Source organism: Clavibacter sepedonicus (genome assembly GCF_000069225.1).
Lineage (GTDB): Bacteria > Actinomycetota > Actinomycetes > Actinomycetales > Microbacteriaceae > Clavibacter > Clavibacter sepedonicus.
Genome location: NC_010407.1, coordinates 3115950 through 3142938, shown reverse-complemented (window position 1 = coordinate 3142938; position 26989 = coordinate 3115950). Strand labels below are relative to the sequence as shown.

Genomic DNA, 26989 nt, shown 5'->3' with positions numbered 1-26989 from the left:
GGTCCGGCAATCGGAAGGTGTACACATGCGTCACATCCGGAACCACCACGCGCTAGCGGCCATCGGCGCTGCGGCACTCCTGCTCGCGGCGGCCGTTCCCGCGCAAGCAGCGCTCGCCAGCACCACACGAACGGTTGTAACGCCCATGAGCTTCGGCGGCTTTGACGCGGCAGCCGCGAAGGCTCAGGGGTTCGAGTTGCAGACGGTCAACGGGCGGACCGTGCCCGTCCCTGTCACAGCCGAGGCCAAGAGGGAGTGGGCAGAAGCGTCCGCGGACGAAGCCGCCATTGTTCACCCAGACGGTACCGTCGAGGGCAACTGCGGCTCCTCGACCGTGACCGCCGTCTACAACGGCGGGAACACCATCCGGGTCGTCACGAGCTACGTCGTGAAGGCGCCCGCGGTCGATCACGCATGGTTCGTCGACGAGTCCCTCGTCGCCACGGGCACGAAGGTGCATCAGTTCAACTTCTCTGGCCTGAGCACCGGCCGGCTGAGCTGGACGAGCGACCCGCAGATCTCGCCGGCGATCCGTGACACCCAGCAGGGCGGCAGCACGCAGGTGACGCTCGGCTCGCACGCGGTGCTGCTCGGCGGCTTCGTGTGCTACTCCGGAGGCCCCATCGACGTCTTCTAGGACCGCTGCCTGGTCAGCTCATCGCGAGACCGGTACGGAGCGCGGAGGGGTAGGCATCTGGATCCCTCCGCGTTCCGGCGGCAACGGTCATGAACTCCGGCCCGTTCCACTCGGCTCCGCCGGACGGCTTGTACGGCATGACGAATATTTGCCGGAGGCCGTGGCGCCACGCCGCAACCGTGTCCGGCAGTGCTCGGCGCTCAGGAGACTCGAACACGGTGGATGTCTTCAAACGGTCAAGGGTATCCATCCACTCAGAGAACGCAGCCTGGTCCAGGCCGTCCCACCCGTGCTCCCGACTCCACCAGACCGGCCCGGTGATGCCGAAGTGCTGTGCGAGGTCCGTCTTGTCGCTGTAGTCACCCTGGGACCGTGCGTTCCAGTAGATGTTCGCCCGCCACACCTCCGCCCACCGCTGTTCGAGGGACGCGAGGTCCCAGTGCGCCGGCCGTTGCGACGTCCCCGCTGATGGGGCCGGGTCCAGCTCCGGGATCTGGATCCACGGAGACAGATCCCACGCATGCTTCACGTACAGCAGCTCCATCAGCGGACGCGGGAACTCCGTGATCGTCAGCTCCATCTCCGCCGGCCACTCGCCCTCTTCCGGTACGCGTTCGAAGTGCATGCCATGCTCCCCTCGTCTGGTGTACAGCAGTGTGCACTCCTGTCCTGCGTCGCGCGTGAAGCGCTCACCGCGCGCCAAGGGGCCTCCCCACATGAGTCTCCAGCGACTGGGCCGCTTGGCCCCGCCCTTCCTGACAACCCCCGAATGCTGCTCAGCAGCTTGCCGCCAGCCTCGCGGAAGGAGGGACTAACTGCGGCAGGACGCCTGCCATACCGACCCATCGCCGAGGAGGGCGGACAGTCTCGCGTCCTCGGGTCGCCCGTGCGGAACAGCAGCACCTTGCGGGCCATGGTTGCGGGACACTCGCGGCCTCGGTACTCCGTGGCGAGCTCCGAACGCTTGCGGGTCGTCCCGCAAGCCAAGGGTTGCAGGACGACACGGTGGAGAACTCCCTCGTTCCGTGGCACCGGCGATCCCCAGACGGGGGTAGTGCGCAGCACCCTCGGCGCCGGGACACTTACCCGGGGCCCCGATCCCCCCCCCTTGGACCGGGGCACCGTCCGGTCGTCGCACTCGCGCGGTCGGATCACCGTCACCGACGAGGAGCAGAGATGGCAACGCAGCTGACGTACAAGCGCGCAGACGGGCGATGGGCCTGGCGGCTGACCACGGACAACGGTCAGGTCATCGCGACCGACGGGAGCCAGGGCTACGAGAACGAGTCCGACGCACAGCGGATGGGTGACCTGGTGATCTCCGGGACCTACGCCGGGCGTAACCGCCTCCGGCAGGGCTGACCCGAACGGTCCGCTCTCCCGGTTCCGCGTGTCGGACCCGAGCTCTACGCTCGTCGACGAGCGCGGCCGGACGCTCCTTCATGATCGCCTCAGACCTCGGGGCGCGCCGTGACTCTCGTGCCGGCGAGGACGGACGCACGACGCGCGAGGCGCTGCCGGCACACCTCCCCACAGGTCCGTCGACGTCGGCCCGTCGACGGCTGGCTGATCGGGGATCCGCAGAACGCGCACGCGCTCTCCGCCGGCAGCCGGTAGGTGGTGATCGCCGAGGCCACGGCGCCGCTGCCGGCGAACAGGTCGTGGAGCTCGTCGACGGACGGGTCATAGCCGAGCATGGCCGCGACCCACCGCGTCCACTCCGGCGGCTTCGCGCCCATGAACCCCTGCTGCCGCGCGGCCGCGTGCAGGGCGTCCGTGACCCGCGGCCCGGACTCCCGGCGACGTCGCGCGTCCGGGACACGAACGAGGACGGGTTCCCACCGGTTGAGGAGCCGCGCGCCGCCGGGCATCGCGTTCGGCTTCGACCACACCGCCAGCTGCGCCGCGGGCGGCGCCGCCTCAAGGAGAACGGGCAGGGAGTCGGCGGCACCGGCGACCGCCCACCCGTCGTAGTCGCGCTCGAGCGCACGGATCAGAGCCTGGTGCTCGGCAGGATCGTCCCACACGGCCGCGTCGGGGTGATGGTCGGGCTTGCGGCCGTTGCCCGCCCAGAGGCCATCCGTCCGGGTGTGCCCGCCGCCGCGTCCGTCGCTGTACCAGCGGTCCGCGCGTCCCAGGTACGGCGGATCTGCGATCGCGAGCCTCACCCTGCCTTCCCCTGTTCTGTTACACGCGAGTCGGCGTTTTGTGACAGCCCGGCAGTGGAGACGCCTGCAGCCGGTGGGATCCCCGGACGGGGGTGTGGTGCCGCGCCGCGGCGCCCGGGACGATGCCCCTCGGTGGCCCGGTCGGCCCCCTCGATCGGGGCATCCGCCGTTCCGCTCAGCCCTGCTTCCGGTTTCTGCTGTCACGCAGGAGCTCGCGGAGGGCGCTCTTCTTCACGGTCCACCGCCGGCCGTCGCGTACGCCCGGCATGCAGCCGTCTCGGATCCAGCCGGTGATCGCCTGCTGGCTCATCCTCAGCAGCTGCGCCACCTCAGCGACGGAGAGGACGTCGCGGTACGCGTCGAGGGGATCCGGGTCCCGTGGACGACGCGATGCGGGGCCGTTCGCTGTCGATTCCACCCACTCGCGGACCTCGGACCGGAATGCGAACCACGAGTGCCCGATCACGTAGCCGGGTATCACCCCGCGGCGAAACCAGAGACTCACCGTCGTCTGACGAATACCAAGCACACTCTGCAGATCGCCCGATCGCAGGCTGACAGGCATCGCCTCCCACACCCTCGGATCAGTCACCAGCGGATGATATCGCCTCTATGTGTGTGGTGATCTCACCATTCGCACGCCCGTGCGGTTATGGTCAAGGAACTGGCGTCCACGGACGCGGAATCCGCATGGAAAGGCAAGTAGATGGCCCGCAAAGTAGTGACCACGCTCGTTGACGACATCGACGGCACGCCCATCGAAGAGGGGCAGGGCGAGACCGTGCCCTTCGCGCTCGATGGCGTGAACTACGAAATCGACCTCACGGACGACAACGCGGCGAAGCTGCGGACGGCGCTGGAGGACTACACCGACAAGGGCCGCCGCGTCGGACGCTCAACAACCGGCAAGGCCGGCACGCGCCGGTCCTCGAGCTCGAGCCCGAAGGGCGACCTCAGTGCCGCACGGGAGTGGCTGCGTGAGCAGGGCCACAAGGTCTCTGAGCGCGGACGCATCTCCGCGGACCTGCTCGCGGAGTACCACTCCGCAACCAGCTAGCGCGAGGAGCACGACGAGAGGGCCGACCCTTTACGGGTCGGCCCTCTCGTCGTTGCCGACTCAGCCGGCGCAGTGCTTCGTCTAGTTCACGGTGATGGGCTGGGTGGACTTCCCAAAGGTGAGACCCGGGTTGTCGTATCCGACGCTCAGTCCGGAGAAGCTGGCCGACACGGATGTGATGACGCCACGCTGGTTGCCCTCATAGTCGAACGCTGCCTGGACAGGCGTCGTTCCACACGCCGAGACGTCATATCGGGCCTGGAACGATCCTCGGTCGACCTGATTCTCGAAACCGTCCGTGACCGCGTCGACGTTCCAGATTGGTGCGTTGGTTCCAACGCCTGCGTCACGGAGGGTCGTGCGGTCAGTCGCGACACCGCTGACGCTCGTCGACGTGGCGGTGAGGTCGGAAGGCGTGCCGCAATTCGTACTGAAGCGGAGCGCTGCGAGGTCTACTGGAGCAGCTTGGCCAGCGAATTCGTCGCGCCAGTTAACGGAGCCCGTGACAATCCCGATGTTATCAACGGTTCCGGTGACTACATTGACCGTGAAAACATCTTCCGGAAAGTCTGCGGCCGGGCGGACGAGGCCGTCCTTGGATCCGGACAGGCCGGGCACTTCGTCGGAGCGGAGTGTGGAGGACGTCGACTTGGCTTCGCCGCCGAGCTCCGTGATCAGGGCCTTCAGCCCTCCCCGTCCGCCGGGTTCGCGCTGGCGTAGGCCTGTACCTTGCTGGTGAACGTCACCTCGCGCGCTTTGTCTGATGACTCGATCGCTTGAGCAGAAGTCATCGGAATGACTGCGAGAGCGAGGGCGGCGGTGATCGCAGACCCTGAGAATAATGTGCGCTTGTTCATGGAGACTCCCATTCTTTTAGTTCGCTTGCGAACGGTGAATGTCGTCTCGATCAGTTTTTTTGCGCGCATCTCGGATGCCCGTAGATACAGCTTTTACAATCACATTGTAGAGGACGTAGAACCATACTGCCGATAGGACTACCAACAGTGCGATCTGAGTACATGCATCCATCACTTCACCTCGTGTCCTGATCGTGGACGACGCGTCGAGCAAACCATAATAGGCACGATTCGCCAACCCCTTGGCGAATATCCAAGTAGATTGTCACACATTTTATAAAGCTGATATCAGATCGGTAACACAATATCGTGGACGAGTCAGCCCCGTTGTGGCTCGTTGCAGACCGTGATATTCACGCGCGCTGCGGGCGGCTATTATCGCGTGCCGCCGTGATCTCGGCTTGAGCCCCTGTCGGACCCCGCGCTTACGCTCGTCGACGAGCGCGGCCGGGCGCTCCCACTCGATCGACTCGACGAAGGAGAGCCCCCGGTGAACAAGGTGACGGGCAGCATCGACGGCCTCGTGCGCGACGTCGGCGTCCACCCGGGGGCGCACCTCGAGGCCGGCTACTGGCGGATCCAGGTAGAAGACCGGCCCGTGCTCGGGTACGTGATCCCTCACCGAGCAGCGCCCGGAGACCCGTTGACCTTCGAGCTCTACGCCGATGCCCGCAACGACCAGGGCCAACGTGTCTGGATCCGCCGCGAGCCCTCGTTGAACACGACCGTGGCGTGGATGGTGCAGCACAGCGCCGAGCTCATCGCCTTCGCGGCGCGAGCGCGCTCAGCCGGCCGGGGGCCGGCGGAGACGACGGCCGCGGAACGTGCCTCCGCCGACGTCGACCAGGCCCGGGAGCTCGGCCATGTAGAGCGCGGCGAGCTCGGGTGACGCGGCCGTCGCGTGGATCGTCACGCGCCGTGCGTCCGCGATGGGTAGCAGCTCGGGCAGGAGGCGGGCGCGCAGGGCTCGGCCGCGGCCCGTTCCAGGTGCTGCCGAGATGTGGTCGCCGATGTGCCACCCGGTGCGGGTCCCGAACAGCGCGAGCACGACGTCGCGGTCGGGGCTGAGGTAGTACCGCGTCCACGGGCACGTGACGAGGACGACATGTAGCACGACGACGAGCAGGCTGAGCACCCACCACGCGACGGCGAGGTAGAGCGCCACGACACGCGCGCAGCGGCGGCAGTGCTGGAACCCGTGCCAGAAGCCACGGCGCATCCACCACGCAATGCGCAGGGCGTCCACGACGCCCGCTCGCGGCAGCCCCTCGATCGCCGGGGGCATGTTCGAGGACGTCGCCATCCCGGAATCCTTCGGCGGGTCACGAGCAGGAACTGAGCGTGTGGTCGATCGCGGCGCGGTCGGCGTCGTCGATCGTGAGCTCGTACGTGCTCAGCACGTACGCGAAGCGGGTGACGTAGAGGCAGTCATAGCCGGCGGCCGGCGGGAGCCGCGTCGCCGGCCCCTGGTCCGACTTCGCCTCGTTGGTCGGCCCGTCGACGGCCTGGAGGGTTTTGGAGTAGGTCGCGAGCTGCTCGCAATGAACGGCGTTCGACAGCCCCGTCAACGCCTCAGTCGAAGCGCTGATAATGTACCTTATGTCAAATAATGCGTGTTTTGCCCTTGCTGGCAGGGGCGACGTCGCGGGCTTCGGGAGCGCTAATCCGCAGCGGGCGAGGCTGGGTGGCCGCTTGTAGCTGGCGCGGCGTCAGTCACTCACGTCGACTCGCTGCACTTCCATTCACGACTTCACGGGAAACTACAGCCACCCGCCGGCCGCCGCTGGCCTCAGAGCCCGAGCAGCCGCTCGAGCGCCGGGTCCTCGAGGGAGTCGAGCACCAGATCCGCCCCCGCGTCGCGCAGCTCGTCGGCCGAGTAGTGACCGCTCGCGACGCCCACCGCGGTCGCTCCCGCGTCGTGCGCGGAGGTGATGTCGTTCGGGGTGTCGCCGACCACGAGCACCTCGTCGCGGACGGGCGCCGCGCCACGCACGATGCCGGCGGTGGCAATGGCGCGGCGCACCACGTCGACGCGCTCGGGCGAGTCGGATCCGTACGCGCCGAACACGAAGAACCGGCCGAGGCGGGCGGGCTCCATCTTCGTGCGGGCGGCGCCCTCCATCGCGCCGGAGACGACGCCGAGCACCACGCCCGCGTCGGCGAGCCGGTCGAGCAGCGCCTCGGCGCCGTCGAGCACGCGGTAGCCCTCGGAGACGCGGATGTCGTCGGCGAGGTGGCGGAGGTAGGAGGCGTAGAGGCGCGCGAGCTCGGCGGGCTCCGGGTCCCGGCCCATCACGCCGCGGAAGGTCGCGGTGCCGACCTGCGGATCCGTCTCCCCCGCCGACGAGTGCTCGCCGATGTCGGCCTCCACGTCGTGCAGGTCGCGGAACGCCATCGCCCAGCTGCGGGCGCCGGAGCCGCCCGTGTGGATGAGGGTCTCGTCGATGTCGAAGAGGACGGCGGGCGGGGTGGATGCGATGTCGGCCATGGATCCATCGTGCTCCGGCGCGCGCGACGCGCCCAGGCTCAGGACCGCCGCGCGCGCACCCGCTCGGTCGTGCGCGCGATGACGCGCAGGCTGTCGATGAGGGTCGCGATCTGCTCGCGGCTGAGGTCGGCGAGCACCTCGTCCTCGTCGGCGACGAGGCGGCGCATCGCCCGGTCGACGCGCTCGATGCCGAACGGCGTGAGCACGACGAGCCGGCTGCGGCCGCCCGCCGGATCCTCCTCGCGCGTGATGAAGGAGCGCGCGGTCAGCCTGTTCACCCGGTGCACGAGGCTGCCGGTGTCGGTGCCGAGGCGCTCGGCGAGCCCGGCGCGCGTGAGGCCGGCGTCGCCCTGCTGGCGCAGCACGGACAGGAACTCGAACTCGCTCGTCGTGAGGCCCTCGGCGGCGAACGCGCCCTCGCGGATCCGCTGCATCTGCGGCAGGAGGCGCCGGAGCCGGGACACCACGTCGAGCGGCGCGAAGTCGACGTCGGGCATGGCCGCCCCCCACGCGTCGATCACCAGGTCGACGTCGTCGTCATCCTTCATCGGGACTCCCACCGTCGCGTCCACGGTACCGGGGACTCCGGCACCGCGCGGCCGGGTCGGCGCGCTGCGGATGCGGGTGTCGGCTGCGCGCGGCGGATGCGGGTGTCGACTGCGGGACGTCGCGGGGCGTCGCCGACGGCGGATCCGTCACCGGGCTCCGGCAGGATGTCCGCATGACCCGGCCGCGCCCGCTCCCCAACCGCCCGCTGGTGCTCGACGGCGGCCTCGGCACGCTGCTGGAGGCGCGCGGGCACGACCTCTCGGATCCGCTGTGGAGCGCGCGCGTGCTCGCGGATGAGCCGGACGCGGTGCGCGCCGCGCACGCCGAGTACTTCCGGGCGGGGGCGGACGTGGCGATCACGGCGTCGTACCAGGTGGGGTTCGAGGCCTTCGCGGCGCGCGGGCTGAGCGCGGCGGAGACGGAGGAGCTGCTGCGGGCGAGCGTGCGGCTCGCTGCCGAGGCGCGGGACGAGGTCGCGCAGGACGACGCTCCCGGGGCGGGCCGCGACCGGTGGATCGCCGCGTCCGTCGGCCCGTACGGCGCGACCCTCGGCGACGGCTCCGAGTACGCGGCATCGAGCGGCCTCACGCGCGCCGAGCTCCGCCGCTGGCACGCTCCGCGGTTCGCCGTGCTCGCCGACTCCGGCGCCGACCTCCTCGCCTGCGAGACCGTCCCGAGCCTCGACGAGGGCCGTGCCCTGGTGGATCTCGCGCGCGGCTCGGGCGCGTCGGCCTGGCTCGCGTTCACGGTCCAGGGCGGGCGCCTGCGCTCGGGCGAGCCGATGGCCGAGGGCTTCCGACTCGCGAATGGGGCCGACGAGATCGTGGCCGTGGGGATCAACTGCGCGCACCCGGAGGAGGTGCCGGCCGCGATCGCCGCGGCCCGCGGCGTCACGGACCGGCCGGTCGCCGTCTACCCGAACTCCGGCGAGCGATGGGACGCGGTCGCGCGCGCCTGGGGCGGCGACCCGGCGCTGCCGTCCGTCGACGCGTGGATCGCGGCGGGCGCATCGATCGTCGGCGGGTGCTGCCGGGTCGGACCCGACGAGATCCGGCGGATGCGGGACGCGCTGGGCTGAGATCCGCGCGCGCGACGACGGCCGCCCCCTGCGAGGGGACGGGCCGTCGTGGTGCGGGCCGGATCAGGCGCCGGCGACCGCCTGGCGGAGGCCGTCGGCGAGCGACGTGGTGGGTCGGCCGAGGAGGCGCGCGAGGTCGCCCGTCTCGTCGTCGAGCTGGCCGGCGCGCGTGGCGGCGTCGAGGCCCACGACGAAGCCGACGGTGCCCTCGTCGAGGCCGGCGCCGCCGAGGATCCGCGCGTGCTCCTCCGCGGACACCTGCGAGACGGGGACGGGCTGGCCGAGGATGCCGGAGATCGCCTCGGCGAGGTCGTCCTGCGTCCAGCGCTCGTCGCCTGCGAGCTCGAGGGTCTGGCCTGCGAGCGAGTCGTCGAGTGCCGCGACCGCCGTGGCCTCGGCGAAGTCGGCGATGGTGGCGCTCGCGACGCGGCCGTCGCCCGCGCTCGTGAGGAGCGCGCCGGACTGCTTCACGGAGTCGACCGTGCCGGCGTAGTTCTCGGTGTACCAGCCGTTGCGGAGGAGCGTGACGGGCACGCCCGATGCGGCGAGCACCTCCTCGGTGGCCTTGTGCTCGCCCGCGATGAAGAGCTCGGTGGTGGAGGCGCGGAGGACGCTCGTGTAGAGGATCCGGCCGACGCCCGCCTCCTTCGCGGCCTCGATGACGGTGGTGTGCTGGGGCACGCGCTGGCCGACCTCGCTGCCCGAGACGAGCACGAGGGTGTCGCCGGGCTGGATCGCGGCCTTCACGCTCTCGGCGTCGGTGTACTCGAGGCGCGCGGTGCGGACGCCCTGCGCGGCGAGGTCGGCGAGGGCCTCGGGGCGGCGCGCGGTGGCGAGCACGTCGGAGGCGGCGTAGCCGCGGGCGAGGAGGGACGCGACGATGCGCGATCCGAGGCGGCCGGTGGCGGCGGTGACGACGATGGTCATGGGATGCCTTTCGAGTCGATGGGGTGCGGTGCTGCCGGGGACAACTGCCCCGCCGCCGAGTACCTTCCCACAGGGAGGTACCCACTTTCCGGTAAGTTGGTCATCATGACGCAGATGAGCTTCCGGGTGACCCGCGACCGGCCCGGCGTGACCGAGGGCCGCTACCCCGCGAACTGCCCGTCGCGCACCCTGCTCGACCACATCACCAGCAAGTGGGGCGTGCTCGTGCTCCTCGCGCTCGGTGAGCGGTCCCGGCGCTGGGGCGAGCTCCGGCGCGAGGTCGAGGGCATCAGCGAGAAGATGCTCGCCTCCACGCTGCGCACGCTGGCCGACGACGGGCTCGTCCTCCGCGAGGCGCAGCCCACCATCCCGCCGCGAGTCGACTACCGGCTCACCGAGACCGGCCACGAGGTGAGCGCCCGGCTCGTGCCGCTGATGGACCTGGTGATGGACGTCACCGAGGACACGTCGCCCCTGGCCTCCCGCCGACCCTAGGCTGGTTCCGGCAGCCGGGGAATCCGGCGCCGACCCGCCTCGCGCCACGGCGCCACCGCCGCACGCGCCACCCGGCCAGAGAGAGACCGACGATGCCCTCCCCGTCCGCGCCGACGCTGTCGCGCACGCCCGCCCCGACCCGCGACGTCCGCCGCGCGCGCGTCGCCGTCGGCATCCTCTTCTTCACCAACGGCGCGATCGTCGCGAACCTGCTGCCGCGCTACCCCTCGATCAAGGCGGAGCTCGGGCTCGCCAACGTCGAGTTCGGGGCCGCGGTCGCCGCGTCGCCGCTGGGCGCGCTCATCGCGGGGCTCGCGGCCGGCGTGCTCATCCGCCGGTACCGGTCGGCGCGCGTGGCGGTCGTCGCGACCGTGGTGGCATCCGTCGGGATCCTCCTGGCCGGCCTCGCGCCCGGCTGGCTCGTGCTCGCGGGCGCCCTGTTCCTCGCGGGTGCCATGGACTCCATCACCGACGTCGCGCAGAACTCGCACGCGCTGCGCGTGCAGCGGCTGTACGGGCGCTCGATCATCAACTCGTTCCACGCGGTCTGGTCGATCGGCGCGGTCGCGGGCGGGATCATGGGCGCGGCCGCCGCGCAGATCCGGCTGCCGCTCGTCGTGCACCTCTCCATCTCGGCCGTGCTGTTCAGCGCGCTGGCCGTGCTGTCACTGCTGTGGCTGCTGAAGGGGCCTGAGCCGGAGCCCGGCGAGGGCGGCGCGGCGCACGCGCATGCCCCGGATCCCGAGGGCGACGTCGCGCGCGCCGCCTCCCCGCGCGCCCTCGGCCTGGTCGCGAAGTACGGCGTGCTGCTCGCGCTCGTGATCATCGCGTCCGGCGGCGCCATCGTCGAGGACGCCGGCAGCTCCTGGTCGGCCATCTACCTCTCGGGCGACCTCGGCGCGAGCGCGTTCGTCGCGGGCCTCGGCTTCATCTCGCTCCAGGGCATGCAGTTCGTCGGCCGGATGCTCGGCGACCGCATGGTGGACCGCTTCGGCCAGCGCGCCATCGCCCGCCTCGGCGGCGTGCTCGTGCTCGTCGGCATGGGCGCGGCGCTCGCGTTCCCGAGCATCATCGGCACGATCGTCGGATTCGGCGTCGCGGGCTTCGGCGTCGCGACCCTCATCCCGGCCGCCATGCAGTCAGCGGACGAGCTCCCCGGCTTCAAGCCCGGCACCGGCCTCACCATCGTCGGCTGGCTGCTGCGGCTCGGCTTCCTCATCTCGCCGCCGGTCGTCGGCGCCATCGCGGACGCCTCGTCGCTCCGCTTCGGCCTGATCTTCATCCCCGCCGCGGGCCTCCTCGTGCTCGTGTTCTCGCGCGTGCTGGCGACCCGGCGGGCGCACCCGGCGGCGCAGGGGCTGTAGCAGGGCCGCCCTCCCGCGGGCGCACGCGGGCCGATCCGCTCACGGGCTCCTGCTAGTGCGGCGGCGCGCGCGTCCGGCCGCGGGAGAGTGGGTCCACGCCCGCCACCCGAGAGGATCGCCATGTCCACCGACCTGCCCGGAGGGCTCTTCCCCCTCGCCGACGACCTCACCGTCACGCGCTTCGGCTACGGCGCCATGCAGCTCGCGGGACCGCGCGTGTTCGGGCCGCCGAAGGACCCGGACGCCGCCCGCGCGGTGCTGCGCGAGGCCGTCGCGCTCGGGATCACGCACATCGACACGGCCGACTTCTACGGCCCCGGCCACACGAACGCGATCATCGAGGAGGCGCTGTTCCCGTACCCGGATCGCCTGCACATCGTGACGAAGGTCGGATCCCTGCGCGACGAGAAGGGCCGCTGGCCGCAGGCGCTCTCCGCCGCCGAGCTCCGCCAGGCCGTGTACGACAACCTCACGCACCTGACGCTCGACGTGCTCGACGTCGTGAACCTCCGCGTCGGCGCGTTCGACAGCCCGACCGACGGATCCATCGAGGAGCCGTTCACGGCCCTCGCCGAGCTGCAGCGGGAGGGGCTGATCCGCCACCTCGGCGTGAGCAACGTCACGCACGCGCAGGTGGCCGAGGCCCGCCAGATCGCGCCGATCGTGACCGTGCAGAACCACTACAACCTCGCCCGCCGCGACGACGACGCGCTCATCGACGAGCTGGCCGCGGACGGCATCGCCTACGTGCCGTACTTCCCGCTCGGCGGGTTCTCGCCGCTGCAGTCGGAGGTGCTGGCGCGCGTGGCCGCCTCACTGGGATCCGCGCCGCTGCCGGTCGCGCTCGCGTGGCTCCTGCAGCGGTCGCCGAACGTGCTCGTCATCGCGGGCACGTCGTCGGTGGAGCACCTGCGCGAGAACGTGGCGGGCGCGCGGATCCGGCTGCCCGAGGACGCGCTCGCGGAGCTGGAGGGGATCGGGGGCTGACGGACCGGCCGGCTCGCGGGGGCGCCAGCTGGGGCGCGGAATGCGCGCATCTGGGGCGTTGTACTTCGCCCGCGGAACTGAAAGGGTTTCAGCGTGCCTATAGAGTCCGCAACGGACGGAGCGTCCGCCTGCTGCCGGCCGTAATTCTCCGCCCGCGGGCGACGCGGGTCGGAAATCGATCGAGGCAAATCACGCCTGCGCCGGGATGTCCTGCCGAAACAATGGGGCGTGACCGCCGCAGAGCATTTCGGGGCATTCTCGACGCCGATTCGGCGGGGTGCGCCAGTTCGTCATCAGCGCGCGGAGGCCAGGTGCGGACCACGCGGTGACGAGCACCGACCTCGGCGTCCGGAGAGTCGCGACGCGCGGCCGGCAGGACGACGCGCGGACCCGCGCCCAGGGGGCGGGTCCGCGCGCGCGTGCTGTCTGGACGAGCGGAAGCGCTGGTCAGCGCCGGGCCCGGGTCAACCCCAGGTGCACGTGGTCGAGATGACCGTCGAGCAGGTGCATCGTGCGGCCATCGGCTCGAACAGATGCAGCCCCTCGCCGTAGACCGTCGTGGTGACAGCCGCGGCCCGCGGCAGAGCGGTGGTTGTGATCATGCGTGATTCACCCCCTTTCCCGGATCTTCGTGAGCAGGCGCTCGGATATCCAGGCCCCTGGCGCACATTAGATACCGAAGCCGCCGCAGCCGCAACCCCTTGTGACCACGCGCGGGAACGTGATCTAATCCTGGCATGCCAGGGGGAAAATCGATTCACACTGATACGCCGTTCGCCTCGCTTTCCGGCGTGGGCGTCGATTTCGGCTCGACGACGGCGCTGTCGGATGTCGACCTGGACATCCACGAGGGTGAGGTCGTGGGGTTGATCGGCGCGAACGGCGCCGGCAAGTCGACGGTCATCGGCCTGCTCCACGGCGCCGTGCTCCCCACCCGAGGGCGGGTCCACCTCTTCGGCAGCGATCCCCGTGACCCGCGCTCCCGGATGCGGCTCGGCACGACGCCGCAGTCCGTCGCCCTGCCGGAGACCCTCCGCGTCGACGAACTCATCCGGCTGGTCGGGGCCCACTTCCGCGACCAGGCGCCTCGTGACGAGATCGTGCGGGATTTCGGCATCGAGCCGTTCCTCCGCACGCGAGCGGGCGCGCTCTCCGGGGGCCAGCAGCGCGCCGTCGCCGTCGCGCTCGCGTTCCTCGGGTCGCCACGGCTCGTGCTGCTGGACGAGCCGACGGCGGGCCTCGACCTGGTCGTGCGGCGCCGACTGCGCGAGGCGATAGCGAGGCGGGCCGCGGGCGGATGCACGGTGCTCCTGACGAGCCACTACTTCGAGGACATCGAGGACCTGGCGACGCGCATCGTCGTCCTCGCCGCCGGGCGGGTGACCGCGGACGGCTCGCTCGCGGAGATGCGCCGAGGGGGACGCGAGGTCGAGATCTCGTTCGCGACGGACGATCCCTCCGCGTTCGTCGGCGTCACGCCGGCTGACGCGTCCCGGATCATCGGCCGCCGTCTCCACCTGACCACGGACGATCCCGACGAGCTGCTCCGCTCGGTGTACGCGGTCGGCTCCCGGGTCGACGACCTGGAGGTGCGGCGGGTGTCGCTCGAGGACGCGCTCCTGTCGCTCCCGCGGCACGCGGACCCCGAGGGGAGCGGTCGATGAGCCTCGTCAGCCCGGTGGCGCTCGCCGGCACCTACGCCCGCGCACAGCTCCTGGAGGCTGTCCGCACGCCCATCAGCATCATCATGGGGATCGGCACGCCGACGGTCGCGTTCCTCTTCTTTGTGCTCCCGCAGCGCCGGATCGCGGAGGATCCGGACGCGGCGGCCGCCGCCGTCGCCGCGCTGTGCGTGTTCGGCGTCATGCTCAACTGCCTGTTCGAGTTCTCCGTCGAGATCTCGCAGATGCGCGACCGACCGTGGGGCAAGTACCTCCGGACGCTGCCGTCGCCGGCCGTCGCCCGCGTCCTCGGCTACCTCGGCTCCACGGGCGTCCTCGCGATCCTGTCGGTGATCCCGCTGCTGGTGATCGCGTGGGTGACGACGGACGCGCAGGTCACCCTCGGCGGCCTATTGCTCGGATTCGCGGCCCTGGCCGTGACGGCGGTCCCCTCGATGCTCCTCGGCGTCTGCGTCGGCTACCTGACGCGGCCGAAGGCCGCCGTCGCGGTGGCGCAGGTCCTCATGCTCCTGCTCGCCTTCGGCGGCGGGCTCTTCCTGCCGCCGCAGCTCTTCCCCGACGCGCTGGACGCGTTCTCGATGGCCCTGCCCACGCGCGCCGCGCTCGAGATCACCTCGTGGGCCGCGCTGGGCGGCGACGCCGTGCCCTGGATCCCGCTCGCGGTGCTGCTCGCGTGGGTCGCCGCGCTCGCCTCCCTGGCGCTCGTCCTCATCCGCCGGGACGCGTCCGCGGTCATCCGCTCATGAGGTACGTCGGCAACCGCGACGGGTTCCGCGATGCGCTCGCCGCGCTCGCGGTGACGGCGCCGGCCGTGTGCGACCCGGCGACGCGCGTCATCGACCTCGTGGCCATGGATCCCGGCGATCGCCGCATCCGGTCCCGGGCGCTCGAGGCCGGCCGTCTTACGGTCGTCGTCTCGAGCCGACGCGTCGACGTGGGTGACGCGCGGGGAGAGGCCGAGGCGAGGCTGCTGGCGGACCTCGACCATGCCGTGCTCCTCCGCTGCGCGCCCCTCGAGGAGAGCCTCGACTCGTACCGCTACTGGGCCGAGCTCGGCGGGGTTCTGCTCTCCTCCATCCATGACGCAGGGGTCGCCTGGATCGCGCTCCCCGACCTCGCCGAGGCCGCGTGCGCCGCGGGACGGGAGGCCGTGGCGCGGGCGGGCCGCGCCTTCGACGTGACCGGACCCGTCCAGGTGCCGATGGCCGACGTCGCCGCCGCGCTGTCCGCGGACATCGGCCGGGAGATCCGCCACGAGCGGCTCGACCCGGGCGCGTTCGAGCAGGTGCTCCTCCGCAACGGGGTCCCCCCGTCCTTCGCCTCCTGGTTGCCCGCTCACCAGGAGGAGACCAGCGACCCCGCGCTGCCGGGGACGACACCCGTCCTCCCGGCCCTCCTCGGCCGGCCCCCCGCCCTACCCGTCACCTCACGCCCCGAGACCGCGCACATCCGAGAGGAATCCCGACGATGACGAACCCCGGCACGACCGACCGATACCGCATCACCCCGCATGTGACCACCGGGACCCTGGGCTCCCGGATCGTCGCGCTGACGGGAGAGGCGGTCACGACCCTCGACGGCGAGGGGATCGTCCCCTTCGTCGAGCGCCTCCATGCCGTCGTCTCCCGCGACGCCGGCGCCGACATCACGGAGATCACGCGGGCCCTGGATGCCGAGGGCGACGTGGAGAACCTCGTCGCGCTGCTGGCGCAGCTCGTCGACGCCGGCATCGTCATCGCCGTCCCACCCGCGACCTCCGCATTCGCCCTGCTGGCCTCCAAGCAGTCCGGCTACCAGGTCGGCATCGAGGAGGCCCAGCGCAACATCGACGACACGCTCGTGGAGATCTCCGGGGCGGACGAGAGCCCGCTGGCCGTCCTGATCCAGAACGTGCTCGAACAGCAGGGCATGGCGGTCACCCGGCTCGCGACGCGCACCGAGGCCGTCCTGCGCGTGGTCGTCGGCGTCTCCCACCTCGACCCCGTGCTCGCCGCGGCGAACGCCCGCGCCCTCGACGATGGCGTCCCGTGGCTGGCCGTCGCGCCGTTCGACGGCCGCAACGCGTGGACGGGGCCGTTCATGATCCCGCGGCGCTCCGCGTGCTTCACGTGCTTCCGGCTCCGGCGGTCCGCCAACTTCACCGACGAGGTGATGCGCTCCGAGCTCACGGAGATCCGGATGCTGGAGCCAGCCGGCCAGCCCGTCTACGACCACCCGGTCAACACCGTCCAGGCAGGGCTCGTGGCGAACCTCGTCGGCGAGTGGGTCGCCCTCCGCGACTACGCTCCGTCCGCCGTGCCCGGCGGCATGTCCGTGCTCTCCCTGGACGACCGCGGCATCGGGTTGGAGCAGCACCGCGCCCTCCGGGTACCCCGGTGCCCGGACTGCTCGCTGTCCGCGACCACGGGGCTGCCCCAGGTGTGGTTCCACGCCGAGGAGGCCTGATCCCGTGGCGGCGACGTGGACGCCCCTGGCCCGCGCGATGGAGGTCCTGGAGCCGCTGTCGAGCGGCTACGTGGGGATCGTGAGTCGCGAGTACGAGAAGCTGCGCGACACCGACGACGTGTGGGGCCACTCCTACGGCGCCCACACGACGGACGGGAGCGCCCTCATCGGGATGCGCTCGAACTCCTTCAACGGCGGCGGCTCCACCACACGCACCCAGGCGCGTCTCGCCGCGATCGGCGAGACAGTGGAGCGCTACAGCGCGGCGTACTGCCCCCCCGCTGGACGACCCCCGGGTGCGGCGCGGGACCACCGACGAGATGCGCGAGACCGGCGACCTCATCCTCGGTCCGGACGCATGGGAGTTCTTCTCCGACGAGCAGCTGGCCGATCCGGCTATGCCCCACGCACGGTGGACGGACGACGCTCCCCTGTGGTGGCGGGAGGGCGTCGACGCCTCGACGGGCCGGCGGGCCTGGGCGCCCGCCCAGCTCGTCCACCTCGCCGGTCCGTGGCCGGGCGACGCGTCGATCGCCTACGCGACGAGCAACGGGCTGGCCTGCGGCATAACGGAGACGGAGGCCAGGATCTCCGGGCTCCTGGAGGCGGTGGAGCGCGACGCATTCATGCTCACCTGGTACAACCGGCTCAGCCTGCCGCACGTGGACGTCTCCACCCCGCGGCTCCGGCGCTTCATCTCCACGTACATCCGCCCGACCGGGTTGCAGCTGCACCTGATCGACATGAGCGTGTTCTCCGGCATTCCGACGGTCCTGGCCGTGGTGCGGAACCCGCACACGGGCCTGGCGCCGGTCGCGATCGGCGCGGCGAGCGCCGCGACGATCGAGCGCGCGGGCGAGAAGGCCGCGACGGAGGGGATGTACACGCGGACGTGGATGAAGACCGAGCAGCGTGAGGGCAACGCGCTGCACTCCACCGACTGGGCGGGCGACGTGTCCAGCTTCGAGGACCACATCCGCCTCTTCGCCGGCACCGACCTCGTGCCCGAGCTGGACTTCCTCACCGCCGACACCGGGACGACCGGGCCCGGGAGGTCTCGCAATTTCGACGACTCCGATCCCGATGCACTGTGGTCCGCCCTCGTCGGCCACCTCGCCGACGGCGGGACCCCCGTCGTCGCGTTCGACCTCACCAGCCCCGATGTCGTCGAGGCGGGCGCGCGCGTGAGCAAGGTCGTGCTCCCCGGGTACCGGCAGCTCGATGCCACCTATGCCGGTCGCATGCTCGGCGGCAGCCGGCTCCGGGAGGAATCGCACCGGCTCGGCCTGGCGCCCGGCCCGTTCACGCACGCCGACCTCAACCACGTACCGCACCCGTTCCCCTAGGAGGCACCCGATGACGAACTTCGAGCTCCACGCGACCAACCTGGTCGACGTGGTCTACGGCAACGAGCGACTGCGCTACGACGATCCCTCGGAGAACTGGTTCGAGGCGAGCAAGATCTACCGGCCGTCCATGGCGTGGGATGCACCGGGGGTCGCGCCGCTGCTGCGGTCGCGCGTGCTGCAGCGGATCGCGACGCGGGCGGGCAAGCGGTACACCCACCTCCCGTTCGTCGCGCTGCCCGAGCCGCGCGCGACATCCGTGATGCTCGAGGACGCGATCGAGCGCCGCTTCAGCGCGGACGAGTACGACCCCGGCGCCGTCCCGCTCGACGTGGTCGCCAGCCTGCTGCTCAAGAGCTACGGCGCTGTCCGACGAGCGAATGGCTGGCGTCGCCCCGTCCCGTCCGGCGGGGCGCTGTACCCGCTGGACGTCTATCTCATCGCCCGGAACGTCGAGGGAATCGAGCCGGGCGTGCACCACTTCGACGCGTTCGAGAAGGGGCTCGTGCGACTCGGCGACGTCGACTACGGCGCGTTCATGGCGGCGCTCCTCCGCGAGGACGAGCTCTCGGGGACGGCGTTCTCGATCGTCCTGTCGTGCAGCTTCTGGAGGTCGCGCTTCAAGTACGGGCCGCGCGCCTACCGGTTCGCGCTCATCGAGGCCGGCCACGTCATGCAGAACATGGTGCTCCTCGCCACCGCGCACGGGCTGACGTCCCGGCCATACGGCGGCTTCGTGGACGACGAGCTGACCGAGGTCATGATCGACCAGAACGGGGTGGACGAGGCTCCGATCTACGTCTTGACCGCCGGGAGCGCGCTCCCGGGATGAGCGGTCGACGAGGGCACGCGGTGCGCATGATCCTGCACCTCGCCTTGCCCTTCGCGCTCCGGGCCACGGCGGAGCGCGGCTGGCCGCGCGGACGGTCCGCCGCCCTCGCGGCCTATGACGTCGCGACCGTGCTGATCGCGTCGCCCCGCGCTGCGCGACGGCTGCCCACGACCCCGTCGCCCCGGCGACCAAAGAGGATCGGCGTAGCACGCGTCGTCTGCGGCGGCATCGCCGGGGGCGCGATGCCGTCCGTCGTCCGGGCCGCCGTGCGCACCTCCCCCGGGGCGACGGGTTCATCGAAGCGCATCGACGGACTCGAGCGCCGCGGCGGGGCGACGGCGCGCTGGACGTCCCGTGCCGCACCGTCCGGCGTCGTCCCCGCCATGCGCACGGCGCTCGTGGCGGCGGCCGAGGAGGCCATCTGGCGCGCCCCGATCCGATCGGGGGATCACGTGCGGCTCGGCACCCTGGCGGCAGCGGGCGCGTCCGTCGCGGGCTTCGCGCTCCTGCACCTCCCCGTCGGCGGCCCCCGCGCGCTGCCGTACACGGCGCTCTTCGGTGCCGTCGCGAGCGCCTTCGCGCTCAGCTGGGGTACCCCGTCCGCCGTCGCGTTCCACGTCGCCCACAACCTCGTGCTCCGGCGAGGCGCGCCGGGAGGCTCGGCCCGCTCAGCCCGCTCCACCCGGGCGACCGCGGAGGCGGAGCGGGCGCCCGTCGCCGAGATCCCCTCCGAGGCGACGTGGTGACGGGCGGCGGACGCGCCAACGCGCGCGCACGCGCCCAACGGTGGTTCACCGATCCGGAGCTGACCCCGGTCAGCTCCGCGTTCGACGCGAGGGAGAGCGCGGCGTCGCGTGACCTGTCCATCGGCGCCCTCGTCGCGCGGCATCGCGCCGTCCACGGGCGACCGCCCTCGACGCTGCTGGACGTGTCCTGCGGCGCGGGCGAGCTGCTCGCCACCGCTGCGGAGCTGCTGCCCGGGTGCCGCCTCCTGGGGATCGACATCTCCGAGTCCGCCGTCGCACGGGCGAGGGAGCGCGTGCCGGGCGCGGACATCCGCGTGGGCGCCGCCGAGGAGGCCGCCGCGTACGACGCCTGGCCTCCACTCGACGCGGTGATGGTGCACCTGTCCCTCGGCCTGTGGCGGGACCCGTCTGCCGGTCTCGCGCGCATCGTCGAGCGGCTCGCCGCGGACGCGACGCTCGCCACGGTCGACATCGGCCGCGGCGGAGGCTCCGAGCCCGATGACCCGCTCTCCGCCGCGTACCTGAGGGATCAGCGCGAGGCCTCCTTCACCGTCGGCGAGCTGCGCGGGCTCCTTCGCGACGCCGCGCCCGGCGCGCGCATCACCGTCGGCACCACGGGACTGGCCGGGCTCGACGCGACGGCACCGGAGATCCCGGCGATGCTCGGGGACCCCGCGTTCCTCACCATGATCCGCTCGGCGGGTGCGCGCGCCGCCTCTCGTGGCCCATCCCCCGAGGTGCTGCACGGCTGGGTGGACGTGCACGGTGCGCCCGACGGCCGCCGCCCGGCGACGACGCTCCGCCCCCTGCCCCCCGCGGGCGGCATCGACCTCGGGCGGCTCGCCTGATGCCGGACGCTCCGCTCAGGCGCGGTCCGGGCTCGCTCCGCCGCCCGCGCGTCGAGGGCGCCCGGCGCGGGACGCTGACACCACGGAGAGCATCAGCCCCGGTTCGATGACGAGATTGATGGCCACGTGCGCGATGGCCACGGGCAACAGCGTGCGATCGGCGAGGAGGTAGACGACCGCGAGCGCGCCGCCGAGCAGCGTGGTCGCGACGACCGTGGGCAGGACGAGGCGGAGATCCCCCGCGAACGCTCCCCACACGGCATGCGCGACGCCGAAGGCGAGAGCCGAGACGACGACCTGGAGCGCGGCGCTCGAGCCGGCGGCGTCCAGCGCGTCCATGAGCAGACCGCGGAACACGAGCTCCTCCACGATGCCGCTCACGACGGCGCTGACGACCGCGATCGCCTTCAGCCCGGACCAGCGGAACGACTCGGGACGGACGCCGGGCACGGCGACGGAGGTGCCGACGACGTAGGCGAGCGCGACACCGGCAGCCGCGACCCACGCGACGAGCGACACCGACTCGGCGCGCGCCAGACCGATCTCCTCGCCGAGGAACCACGATGCGTCGCGCGCGAAGCCGTAGACGAGGGGCACCATCATCACCGAGGTGATCCCGAGGAGCACGAATCCGGTGATCCGGCGCGAGCCTTCCGCTGTCCGCATGCCCGTCCCCCCCCGCCATGACGTGTCCTCGACCATTTCATGTCCGCATGCCCGTGTCCAGGGCGGGCACGGCCCTGCCGTATCGGGCGCGCCCGCCGTGGCGCACCCGCGCGCGGGCGTCGCGGGCGTCGCGTCAGGCCCCGCCGCCTCGCTCGGCGGCCGCCGCCGCGGCATCCGCCACCCGCCGCAGCGCCGCGAGCACCGCGCGGACCGGCGTCTGCGCGAGCGCATCCGGCCGGGCGAGCACGTCGACGTGCCTCACGAGCCGCGCGCCGAGTACCGGCCGCAGCACCATCCCGTCGACCGCGAGCGGGGCGCCGGTCGTCCGGGGCATCACGGCGATCGCGTCGCCGGTCCGCACGATCTGCGCCGCCACCGAGAACTCGTTGACGCGGTGGACGACGCGCGGAGCCTGCCCGATCAGCGCGCCGAGGTGGTCGAGCACGCCCGCGAGCGGGAAGCCCGCGTGCGTGGAGATCCACCGCTCGTCGCGGAGCCGGTCCGGCGTGATGCCGGCGGACGACGCGAGCGGGTGCCCGGCGTGCAGCGCGATGTCGAGCGGCTCCACCAGGAGCGGCACGACCACGAGCCGGGCGGTCGGCCACGGCGGGTCGTGCGGGAGGCGGTGCGCGACGACGAGGTCGTGATCGGCGGTGAGGCCCGCGAAGTCGCCCTGCGCCACGTCCGCGTCCGCGAGCGCGACGCGGACCCCCGCGGCGGATCCCCCGGCATCCGATCCCCCGGCGCCCGCCAGCTCCGCGAGCAGCGGCCCGAAGAGCGCGAGCCCGGCGCTGTGGAAGGCGGACACGCGGACGGCCCGGGCATCGTGCTCGAGGAACGACCCGACGGCGTCCCGCGCCGCGGCGAGCGCCTCGTCCACGCGGACCGAGGCCGCGGCGAGCGCCTCCCCCGCCTCCGTGAGCGCCAGGCGCCGCCCGCGCCGCACGGTGAGCGGCACGGCGACGCCGGCCTGCAGCGCGGCGAGCTGCTGCGAGACGGCGGACGCGCTCACGTGCATCGCCGCCGCCACGGCCGCGACGCTGCCCCGGTCGCCGAGCTCGCGCAGCAGTCGGAGGCGAGCGGGATCCATGAGCCTTGTCTAACGCATCGATGAAGACGGTGCCCGTCGATCTTCCGGGTCGACTGCCGGACAGTGGGGGCATGGCCTCCCGCACCCGCACCGAGCCCGTCGTCGACCTGCTGCTCCTGGCCGTCGCGGCGGTGTGGGGCGCGAGCTTCCTCGCGGCCAAGGACCTCGCGGCGGAGACGGGCGTGCCCGTGGCCGTCGCGCTCCGCTTCCTCGTCGCGGCGGTCGCGACCGGGGTCGTCTGCCTGGCCCGGCGCGAGCGGCTGCCGCGCGGCCGCGGCCTCCTCATCGCGGCGCTCCTCGGCTGCTCGCAGGCGGCGGTCATCGGGCTGGAGACCTGGGGCGTGCACCTGACGAGCGCGACCAACGCGGGCCTCCTCATCAGCCTGGCGCTCGTGATGACGCCCGTGCTCGAGGGCGCCGCGTCGCGGTCGTGGCTGCCGCGGTCGTACTTCGTCGCGGCGGTCGCGGCCGTGGTCGGCGTCGCGCTGCTCGTCTCCGAGGGCGGGCTGCGCGCACCGACCCCGGGCGACGGGCTCGTGATCGCCGCCGCGGTCGTGCGCGCCGTCCACGTCACCGCGAGCGGGCACCTCACGCGCGGGCGGAGCGAGGGATCCCTCGGCGTGGTCCTCGTGCAGATGCTCGTGTGCGCGGCCCTGTTCTCCGCGATGTCGGGGCCCGACCTGCCCGCGGCGGCAGCTTCGCTCGACGCCCGGGGCTGGGCCGGCCTCCTCTTCCTCGGGGTGCTGTGCTCGCTGTTCGCGTTCGCCGTGCAGCTCTGGGCCGTGCGGCGGACGTCGGCGTCGCGCGCGAGCATCCTCATGGGCACCGAGCCGGTGTGGGCGCTGCTGGTGGGCGTGGTGCTAGCCGGGGAGGCGATCGGGCCCATCGGCGCGGCGGGCGCGGCGCTCATCGTCGCGGCGTCGTACGCAGGCCAGGCGATCGAGCGGCGGCACCGGGCGCGGATCGGCGCGGCGATCGGCCAGGCTGGAGAGAATGGCGGCATGCCCTCGCGCGCCCCGGCCGTCCCATCCCCGCACCCCGCCGCATGACCGCCCCCGACCGCCGCTTCCCGAGGAGCGTCTACCGCGAGGGGGCCGAGCCCGACGTGCGGTTCTCGCTCGCCAACGAGCGCACGTTCCTCGCGTGGATCCGCACCTCGCTCGCCCTCATCGCCGGCGGCGTCGCGCTGGAGGCGCTGGGGCTCGGGCTGCAGCCGGGGTTCCGGCTCGCGGCCTCGATCGTGCTGATCGTCACCGGGATCGCCGCGCCCGCCCAGGCATGGATCGGCTGGATGCGCACCGAGCGCGCCCTGCGCCGCGACCACCCGCTGCCGTCGGCCGCGCTGTCGCTGCCGCTCGGGATCGCCGTGGTCGCCGCCGGCGACGCTCGTGCTGCTGGGCGTGCTGACGGCGTGAGCGCCCCGGATCCGGCCGCGCGCCCCTTCGACCCCGGCCTCCAACCCGAGCGCACCGCCCTCGCGTGGCGGCGCACGGCGCTCGCGCTCGTGGTCGGATCCCTGCTGGGGCTGCGCGTCCTCCCGACGCTCCTCGGCGCGGCCGGCCTCGTCGTCGCCGCGGTCGGCGTGATCGCCGCCCTCACCGTGCTCGCGACCGCGCACCGCCGTTACCGGCGCGTGCACCGGATCCTCACCTCGGGATCCGCCGAGCCCGGCACCACCAGGCTCCCCGGTGGCGCGCTCCCCGCGCTCGTCGCCGCCCTCACCGCGTGCGCCGGCCTGGCCGCGCTGGCCCTCGCGCTCACCCGCTGAGCCGTCGGGGGATCCGGGCACGCAACGCCCTACGCGGCAGGCGCGAGCAGCTCGCGCACGTAGTCCTCGTAGGAGCGGGGCGCATGCCCGAGGATCGCGGTGAGACGAGCGATGGCCTCGGGGCTCCCGATGAGCCCGTCCCGCTGGAAGCCGGAGTACATGCGCTCGTAGTCGTAGACGAGCCAGGAGGGCATGGAGGCGAGGGACGCCTCGCGCCATGCCGCGAGGTCGTCTCCCCCGTACGTCACCGCCCTCCCGAGGGCCTCGGACAGGGCCGCGGCCGTCGCCTCGCCGGTCCACGCGGTCGGGCCGGCCACGTCGATCGGGCCCGCGAGCTCCGACCCCGGGGTCAGGGCGCTCACGGCGACCTCGGCGATGTCGCGCACGTCGACCCGGGAGACGCCCGTCGCGCCGAGGGGCTGCGGGTACACGCCGTCGCGGATCGCGTCGAGGTACCAGAGGTCGTTCTGGAAGAAGTTGTTGACCCGGAGGAAGCAGGCCTCGACACCGCTGTGCTCGAGGAGGGACTCCACCGCGAGCTTCGCGGAGTTGTGGGGCACCTGCGGTGCCCGGTCGAGGTCCTGGACGGACAGGTAGACGATCCGGCGGACCCCCGCTGCCACGGCCTGGTCCACCGCGACGGTCGTCTCGTACAGCTCGGTGGGCGTTCCCGTGAGAGCCAGGAACACCTGCTCGACGCCGTCGAACGCGGGCATCGCGTCGTAGGGGTCGCCGAGGTCGCCGACCACACCCTCGACGCCGTCGGGGAGGCCGGCGAGCCGCCTCGCATCGCGGCTCATGACCCGCAGTCCGGTCATCCCGCGGCGGAGGGCCTCGGCGATGACGGCCGAGCCGACCGTGCCGGTCCCGCCGATGATCAGGGTCCGTGCGTCGTCCATGGTGATCCTCCTCGTCTGCTCCATCGGTGCCAGGCGCAGGCCCGCAGCCGTCGGCCGAGGAAGGGTGTCGTCGGCAGACGCGTCACGGACGACGGCGATGACCTGCTCGAGCACCGCCGCCGAGGGGGTCCCGCTCGGCGGTTCGATCGATTCGCTCGCCACGACGCTACGCCGCACGCGGGAGTCGGATCCCACGGCCCCGCGCCCCGGTACCCTGCGCCCTGCTTGCGGCACGCTGAGCTACCGCCTCAGTCAGCTGGCAATTCCCACTTGCTTATACGTCCGGAGCGTTGTCGTGAAACTCTACTCGCGTTTGATCATCGGACATCTGTTCGCCCAGTTCAAATTCCCCGCGCCGCACTATCGCTAATACGGGGGCCGGTACACCCATTCTCGAAGCCGTCGTCTGCAGAGATGCCCTCAAATAGGGATATACGGCATAAAACGCAACCTCCTGCGCAAACTCTGATTTGATATCATCGCTGATCTGACACTTGTGAGGCAATCCGTAGCGAGCTTGCATGTCCGCTATAAATTCGTTCCCCGCGCGGTCGTCAAATACGATTCGAAATCGAAAAGCAATCCCATAGTGATCAGACCCGGAGAGCTCCGTGACGCCCATGAGATTGCGAATCTTCGGCTTTAACTCATCCGACTGCGCAGCCTCATTGTCGGTGTTGTCAAACTCGTTCGAATCTCGCGCAATGCGACGGCCTCGCTCCTCGTAGACATACATATCGTCGAGCTCTACAAGGTTGACTAGTTCGACGACATCACTCACAACGTGAGGCGTGGGGCCACTACCCGGCAAGAGCAAAATCCGACTTCTTGCTGTTTGCGGCGGAGTAGGTGCCAGCTCGGGTACTCGTAGAACGAGGATTGGTAATAAAACCGGACACGGTAGTCCACGTAAACAAAGAAGACAGAGAGGCATCTATCGGTCGCACAGAATGCTCGACAACGACGTTAAGGGCGTGAGCGTAGCGCCTAATGGTGGCAAGCTTCGGCTCAGACGCCCCGCTCTCGAAGCTCGACACAGTGGCTTGACTGACGCCCATAAGTGCGCCTAGCTGCTCCTGGCTCAAGGACCGGTGCTCACGTACGCGACGAAGAGTGTCGATCAGATCGACGTCCGCCTCGGCGAGCAGGCGCGCAAGACGCTCAGAGTCGGTCTCGGTACCAGTGTCGAACTCGTCAGTCGGCGAGTCGCGAGTAGATTCGGGCTCAAAGTCATGGTATGCCGGGGACATAGACTGCACTCTATACCGAGTTGGTCAACGGTTGACAAGACTTGCCCCACCCCAGGAGCTGGTCCGGCCAGAATGATACCTTGATCGGGCAATTTGTAGCTCCGAGTCTTGATGCGCTCGGACTGTCGCCGGGTCGGAGAGATTCTTCAGGTGAACATGAAGACCAACGATCGTCGTACCCCCTGGTTGCCGGAGCCGAACGGGCTCGACGTGGTAGACCCGTACATGCGCTTCGAGACTCTCGCCGTACTCCACCATAGCTCGAAGCTCGAAGACATCCAGGTCTGTGACCGACTGCATCGGCCCCTTGACATGGCGTACAGGAACAAGTCGACCTTGCACCAGCGCACGACCACGGGCGCGAAACTCACCCACTAATCGGTCAATATCACCGGAGGGAAGCCCTTCCGCGGCTGCAAGCTCTCGAATTTCGGTCACGAGGTTCCGGCCCTCGCGGAGCGGATACCAATGGTAGTGGATTGGCGCGAGGGCAGGATTAGTGCAAGCAGACGTAGATCCGTCGTTGGTCGAAGTCTGGGGCACAGATGTACCCTAGCCTCCACCTCCGACTCCGACCAGCGGCATAGGGCCATGAGGGTCCCCATCGGCCCCTCCTGATCAGAGTATGAAAACCGCGTTGACGCTCGCAAAGGCTTCTGGTGATCGCCGCGCCGATGCCCCCGGCTGGCATGCAAGCTTTGTCGCCGCGTACCCCCGCCACGCTGCCTCATAGGCGCGCCGTCAGCACAAGGACATGAAGGTTCGAGGACCTGCGAGGGAGGAGGCGTTAGCCCGGCCAGGAAGACATCG

32 protein-coding genes and 2 pseudogenes are annotated in these 26989 nt (G+C 71.4%); 18 read left to right on the top strand and 16 right to left on the bottom strand.

The annotated features are described in order from the left end of the window. The first annotated feature begins 25 nt into the window (after positions 1 to 25). On the top strand, positions 26 to 637 hold the full coding sequence (locus CMS_RS17225) for a hypothetical protein (protein WP_133064094.1): 612 nt from the start codon (positions 26 to 28) through the stop codon (positions 635 to 637). A gap of 13 nt (positions 638 to 650) precedes the next feature. Here the strand turns inward: CMS_RS17225 and CMS_RS14720 are convergent, their stop codons facing one another. After that, positions 651 to 1262: a hypothetical protein gene (locus CMS_RS14720; protein WP_012300205.1), complete on the bottom strand. Its 612-nt coding sequence runs from the start codon at positions 1260 to 1262 to the stop codon at positions 651 to 653. A gap of 551 nt (positions 1263 to 1813) precedes the next feature. Between CMS_RS14720 and CMS_RS14715 the strand changes: the two genes are divergently transcribed. Continuing rightward, positions 1814 to 1999, top strand: coding sequence for a YegP family protein (locus tag CMS_RS14715; protein ID WP_041464761.1), 186 nt, complete (start codon positions 1814 to 1816; stop codon positions 1997 to 1999). An 89-nt stretch (positions 2000 to 2088) separates the two neighbouring features. Here CMS_RS14715 and CMS_RS14710 read toward each other — a convergent pair whose 3' ends face one another. Further along, positions 2089 to 2805, bottom strand: coding sequence for a hypothetical protein (locus CMS_RS14710; RefSeq protein ID WP_012300203.1), 717 nt, complete (start codon positions 2803 to 2805; stop codon positions 2089 to 2091). Between the two features lie 175 nt (positions 2806 to 2980). Continuing rightward, positions 2981 to 3397, bottom strand: a complete 417-nt coding sequence (locus CMS_RS14705) for a helix-turn-helix domain-containing protein (protein WP_223842671.1) — start codon at positions 3395 to 3397, stop codon at positions 2981 to 2983. Positions 3398 to 3511: 114 nt separating this feature from the next. Here CMS_RS14705 and CMS_RS14700 point away from each other — a divergent pair, with 114 nt between their 5' ends. After that, on the top strand, positions 3512 to 3862 hold the full coding sequence (locus CMS_RS14700) for a histone-like nucleoid-structuring protein Lsr2 (RefSeq protein ID WP_041464760.1): 351 nt from the start codon (positions 3512 to 3514) through the stop codon (positions 3860 to 3862). Between the two features lie 81 nt (positions 3863 to 3943). On the opposite strand, the gene CMS_RS17220 is transcribed toward CMS_RS14700, so the two are convergent. The 6 genes and pseudogenes from CMS_RS17220 to CMS_RS14680 form a co-directional block, all read right to left on the bottom strand. Next, complete coding sequence (locus tag CMS_RS17220; protein ID WP_012300200.1) at positions 3944 to 4480, bottom strand: hypothetical protein; 537 nt, start codon at positions 4478 to 4480, stop codon at positions 3944 to 3946. A 65-nt stretch (positions 4481 to 4545) separates the two neighbouring features. Then, positions 4546 to 4719, bottom strand: a complete 174-nt coding sequence (locus tag CMS_RS17370; RefSeq protein WP_158309450.1) for a hypothetical protein — start codon at positions 4717 to 4719, stop codon at positions 4546 to 4548. Between the two features lie 784 nt (positions 4720 to 5503). Continuing rightward, entirely contained in the window at positions 5504 to 6022 is a 519-nt protein-coding gene (locus CMS_RS16300) for a hypothetical protein (protein ID WP_012300197.1), read from the bottom strand. A 19-nt stretch (positions 6023 to 6041) separates the two neighbouring features. Further along, positions 6042 to 6257 (bottom strand): annotated as a pseudogene (locus CMS_RS14690) (HNH endonuclease family protein); the annotation flags it as partial. Between the two features lie 251 nt (positions 6258 to 6508). Beyond that, positions 6509 to 7207 (bottom strand): HAD family hydrolase, encoded by a 699-nt coding sequence (locus tag CMS_RS14685; RefSeq protein WP_012300196.1) that lies wholly within the window; start codon positions 7205 to 7207, stop codon positions 6509 to 6511. 38 nt (positions 7208 to 7245) lie between these two features. Beyond that, positions 7246 to 7755: a MarR family winged helix-turn-helix transcriptional regulator gene (locus tag CMS_RS14680; protein WP_041464758.1), complete on the bottom strand. Its 510-nt coding sequence runs from the start codon at positions 7753 to 7755 to the stop codon at positions 7246 to 7248. A 173-nt stretch (positions 7756 to 7928) separates the two neighbouring features. Here CMS_RS14680 and mmuM point away from each other — a divergent pair, with 173 nt between their 5' ends. Then, entirely contained in the window at positions 7929 to 8834 is a 906-nt protein-coding gene (mmuM, locus tag CMS_RS14675; RefSeq protein ID WP_012300194.1) for a homocysteine S-methyltransferase, read from the top strand. A 63-nt stretch (positions 8835 to 8897) separates the two neighbouring features. Here the strand turns inward: mmuM and CMS_RS14670 are convergent, their stop codons facing one another. After that, complete coding sequence (locus CMS_RS14670; RefSeq protein ID WP_012300193.1) at positions 8898 to 9761, bottom strand: SDR family oxidoreductase; 864 nt, start codon at positions 9759 to 9761, stop codon at positions 8898 to 8900. A 105-nt stretch (positions 9762 to 9866) separates the two neighbouring features. On the opposite strand from CMS_RS14670, the gene CMS_RS14665 reads away from it, so the two are divergent. From CMS_RS14665 to CMS_RS14655, 3 genes are all read left to right on the top strand, one after another. Beyond that, entirely contained in the window at positions 9867 to 10256 is a 390-nt protein-coding gene (locus tag CMS_RS14665) for a winged helix-turn-helix transcriptional regulator (protein ID WP_049791959.1), read from the top strand. A gap of 92 nt (positions 10257 to 10348) precedes the next feature. Beyond that, a complete protein-coding gene (locus tag CMS_RS14660) occupies positions 10349 to 11620 on the top strand; it encodes an MFS transporter (RefSeq protein ID WP_012300191.1) in 1272 nt (423 codons plus the stop codon). A 120-nt stretch (positions 11621 to 11740) separates the two neighbouring features. Beyond that, entirely contained in the window at positions 11741 to 12607 is an 867-nt protein-coding gene (locus tag CMS_RS14655) for an aldo/keto reductase family oxidoreductase (RefSeq protein WP_012300190.1), read from the top strand. Between the two features lie 464 nt (positions 12608 to 13071). On the opposite strand, the gene CMS_RS16820 is transcribed toward CMS_RS14655, so the two are convergent. Further along, entirely contained in the window at positions 13072 to 13209 is a 138-nt protein-coding gene (locus tag CMS_RS16820) for a plantazolicin family TOMM peptide (RefSeq protein ID WP_086935937.1), read from the bottom strand. A 189-nt stretch (positions 13210 to 13398) separates the two neighbouring features. Here CMS_RS16820 and CMS_RS14650 point away from each other — a divergent pair, with 189 nt between their 5' ends. The 8 genes from CMS_RS14650 to CMS_RS16295 all read left to right on the top strand — a co-directional run bounded on the left by CMS_RS14650 (position 13399) and on the right by CMS_RS16295 (position 20506). After that, positions 13399 to 14271, top strand: a complete 873-nt coding sequence (locus tag CMS_RS14650; protein WP_012300189.1) for an ABC transporter ATP-binding protein — start codon at positions 13399 to 13401, stop codon at positions 14269 to 14271. Beyond that, on the top strand, positions 14268 to 15035 hold the full coding sequence (locus CMS_RS14645) for an ABC transporter permease (protein WP_012300188.1): 768 nt from the start codon (positions 14268 to 14270) through the stop codon (positions 15033 to 15035). Before CMS_RS14650 ends, CMS_RS14645 begins: the two co-directional genes overlap by 4 nt. Next, positions 15032 to 15760 (top strand): Rossmann-fold NAD(P)-binding domain-containing protein, encoded by a 729-nt coding sequence (locus CMS_RS14640; RefSeq protein ID WP_012300187.1) that lies wholly within the window; start codon positions 15032 to 15034, stop codon positions 15758 to 15760. The genes CMS_RS14645 and CMS_RS14640 overlap by 4 nt, the downstream gene beginning before the upstream one ends. Continuing rightward, on the top strand, positions 15757 to 16734 hold the full coding sequence (locus CMS_RS14635) for a TOMM precursor leader peptide-binding protein (RefSeq protein WP_041464757.1): 978 nt from the start codon (positions 15757 to 15759) through the stop codon (positions 16732 to 16734). The genes CMS_RS14640 and CMS_RS14635 overlap by 4 nt, the downstream gene beginning before the upstream one ends. Positions 16735 to 17015: 281 nt before the next feature. Next, positions 17016 to 18080: a YcaO-like family protein gene (locus tag CMS_RS14630; protein ID WP_256890539.1), complete on the top strand. Its 1065-nt coding sequence runs from the start codon at positions 17016 to 17018 to the stop codon at positions 18078 to 18080. A 10-nt stretch (positions 18081 to 18090) separates the two neighbouring features. Next, positions 18091 to 18912: a SagB/ThcOx family dehydrogenase gene (locus CMS_RS14625; protein WP_012300185.1), complete on the top strand. Its 822-nt coding sequence runs from the start codon at positions 18091 to 18093 to the stop codon at positions 18910 to 18912. A gap of 26 nt (positions 18913 to 18938) precedes the next feature. Next, entirely contained in the window at positions 18939 to 19658 is a 720-nt protein-coding gene (locus CMS_RS14620) for a CPBP family intramembrane glutamic endopeptidase (protein ID WP_158309449.1), read from the top strand. Then, on the top strand, positions 19655 to 20506 hold the full coding sequence (locus CMS_RS16295) for a class I SAM-dependent methyltransferase (RefSeq protein WP_158309448.1): 852 nt from the start codon (positions 19655 to 19657) through the stop codon (positions 20504 to 20506). The genes CMS_RS14620 and CMS_RS16295 overlap by 4 nt, the downstream gene beginning before the upstream one ends. 15 nt (positions 20507 to 20521) lie before the next feature. Here CMS_RS16295 and CMS_RS14610 read toward each other — a convergent pair whose 3' ends face one another. Then, complete coding sequence (locus tag CMS_RS14610; protein ID WP_012300182.1) at positions 20522 to 21172, bottom strand: CPBP family intramembrane glutamic endopeptidase; 651 nt, start codon at positions 21170 to 21172, stop codon at positions 20522 to 20524. A 133-nt stretch (positions 21173 to 21305) separates the two neighbouring features. Further along, complete coding sequence (locus CMS_RS14605; RefSeq protein WP_041464755.1) at positions 21306 to 22262, bottom strand: LysR family transcriptional regulator; 957 nt, start codon at positions 22260 to 22262, stop codon at positions 21306 to 21308. Between the two features lie 71 nt (positions 22263 to 22333). Between CMS_RS14605 and CMS_RS14600 the strand changes: the two genes are divergently transcribed. The 3 genes and pseudogenes from CMS_RS14600 (at position 22334) to CMS_RS14590 (ending at position 24030) form a co-directional block, all read left to right on the top strand. Continuing rightward, positions 22334 to 23311, top strand: coding sequence for a DMT family transporter (locus tag CMS_RS14600; protein WP_041464754.1), 978 nt, complete (start codon positions 22334 to 22336; stop codon positions 23309 to 23311). Next, positions 23308 to 23677 (top strand): annotated as a pseudogene (locus tag CMS_RS14595) (YidH family protein). The gene CMS_RS14600 and the pseudogene CMS_RS14595 overlap by 4 nt, the downstream one beginning before the upstream one ends. Beyond that, positions 23674 to 24030: a DUF202 domain-containing protein gene (locus CMS_RS14590; RefSeq protein WP_041465106.1), complete on the top strand. Its 357-nt coding sequence runs from the start codon at positions 23674 to 23676 to the stop codon at positions 24028 to 24030. The pseudogene CMS_RS14595 and the gene CMS_RS14590 overlap by 4 nt, the downstream one beginning before the upstream one ends. A gap of 29 nt (positions 24031 to 24059) precedes the next feature. On the opposite strand, the gene CMS_RS14585 is transcribed toward CMS_RS14590, so the two are convergent. The 3 genes from CMS_RS14585 to CMS_RS18385 form a co-directional block, all read right to left on the bottom strand. Further along, the gene (locus CMS_RS14585) at positions 24060 to 24929 is read right to left on the bottom strand and encodes an SDR family oxidoreductase (protein WP_041464753.1); all 870 of its coding nucleotides are present in this window, start codon (positions 24927 to 24929) and stop codon (positions 24060 to 24062) included. Between the two features lie 274 nt (positions 24930 to 25203). After that, the gene (locus CMS_RS17215) at positions 25204 to 25710 is read right to left on the bottom strand and encodes a hypothetical protein (protein ID WP_012300177.1); all 507 of its coding nucleotides are present in this window, start codon (positions 25708 to 25710) and stop codon (positions 25204 to 25206) included. 19 nt (positions 25711 to 25729) lie between these two features. Further along, on the bottom strand, positions 25730 to 26179 hold the full coding sequence (locus CMS_RS18385) for a helix-turn-helix domain-containing protein (protein ID WP_086935933.1): 450 nt from the start codon (positions 26177 to 26179) through the stop codon (positions 25730 to 25732). Between the last annotated feature and the right edge of the window lie 810 nt (positions 26180 to 26989).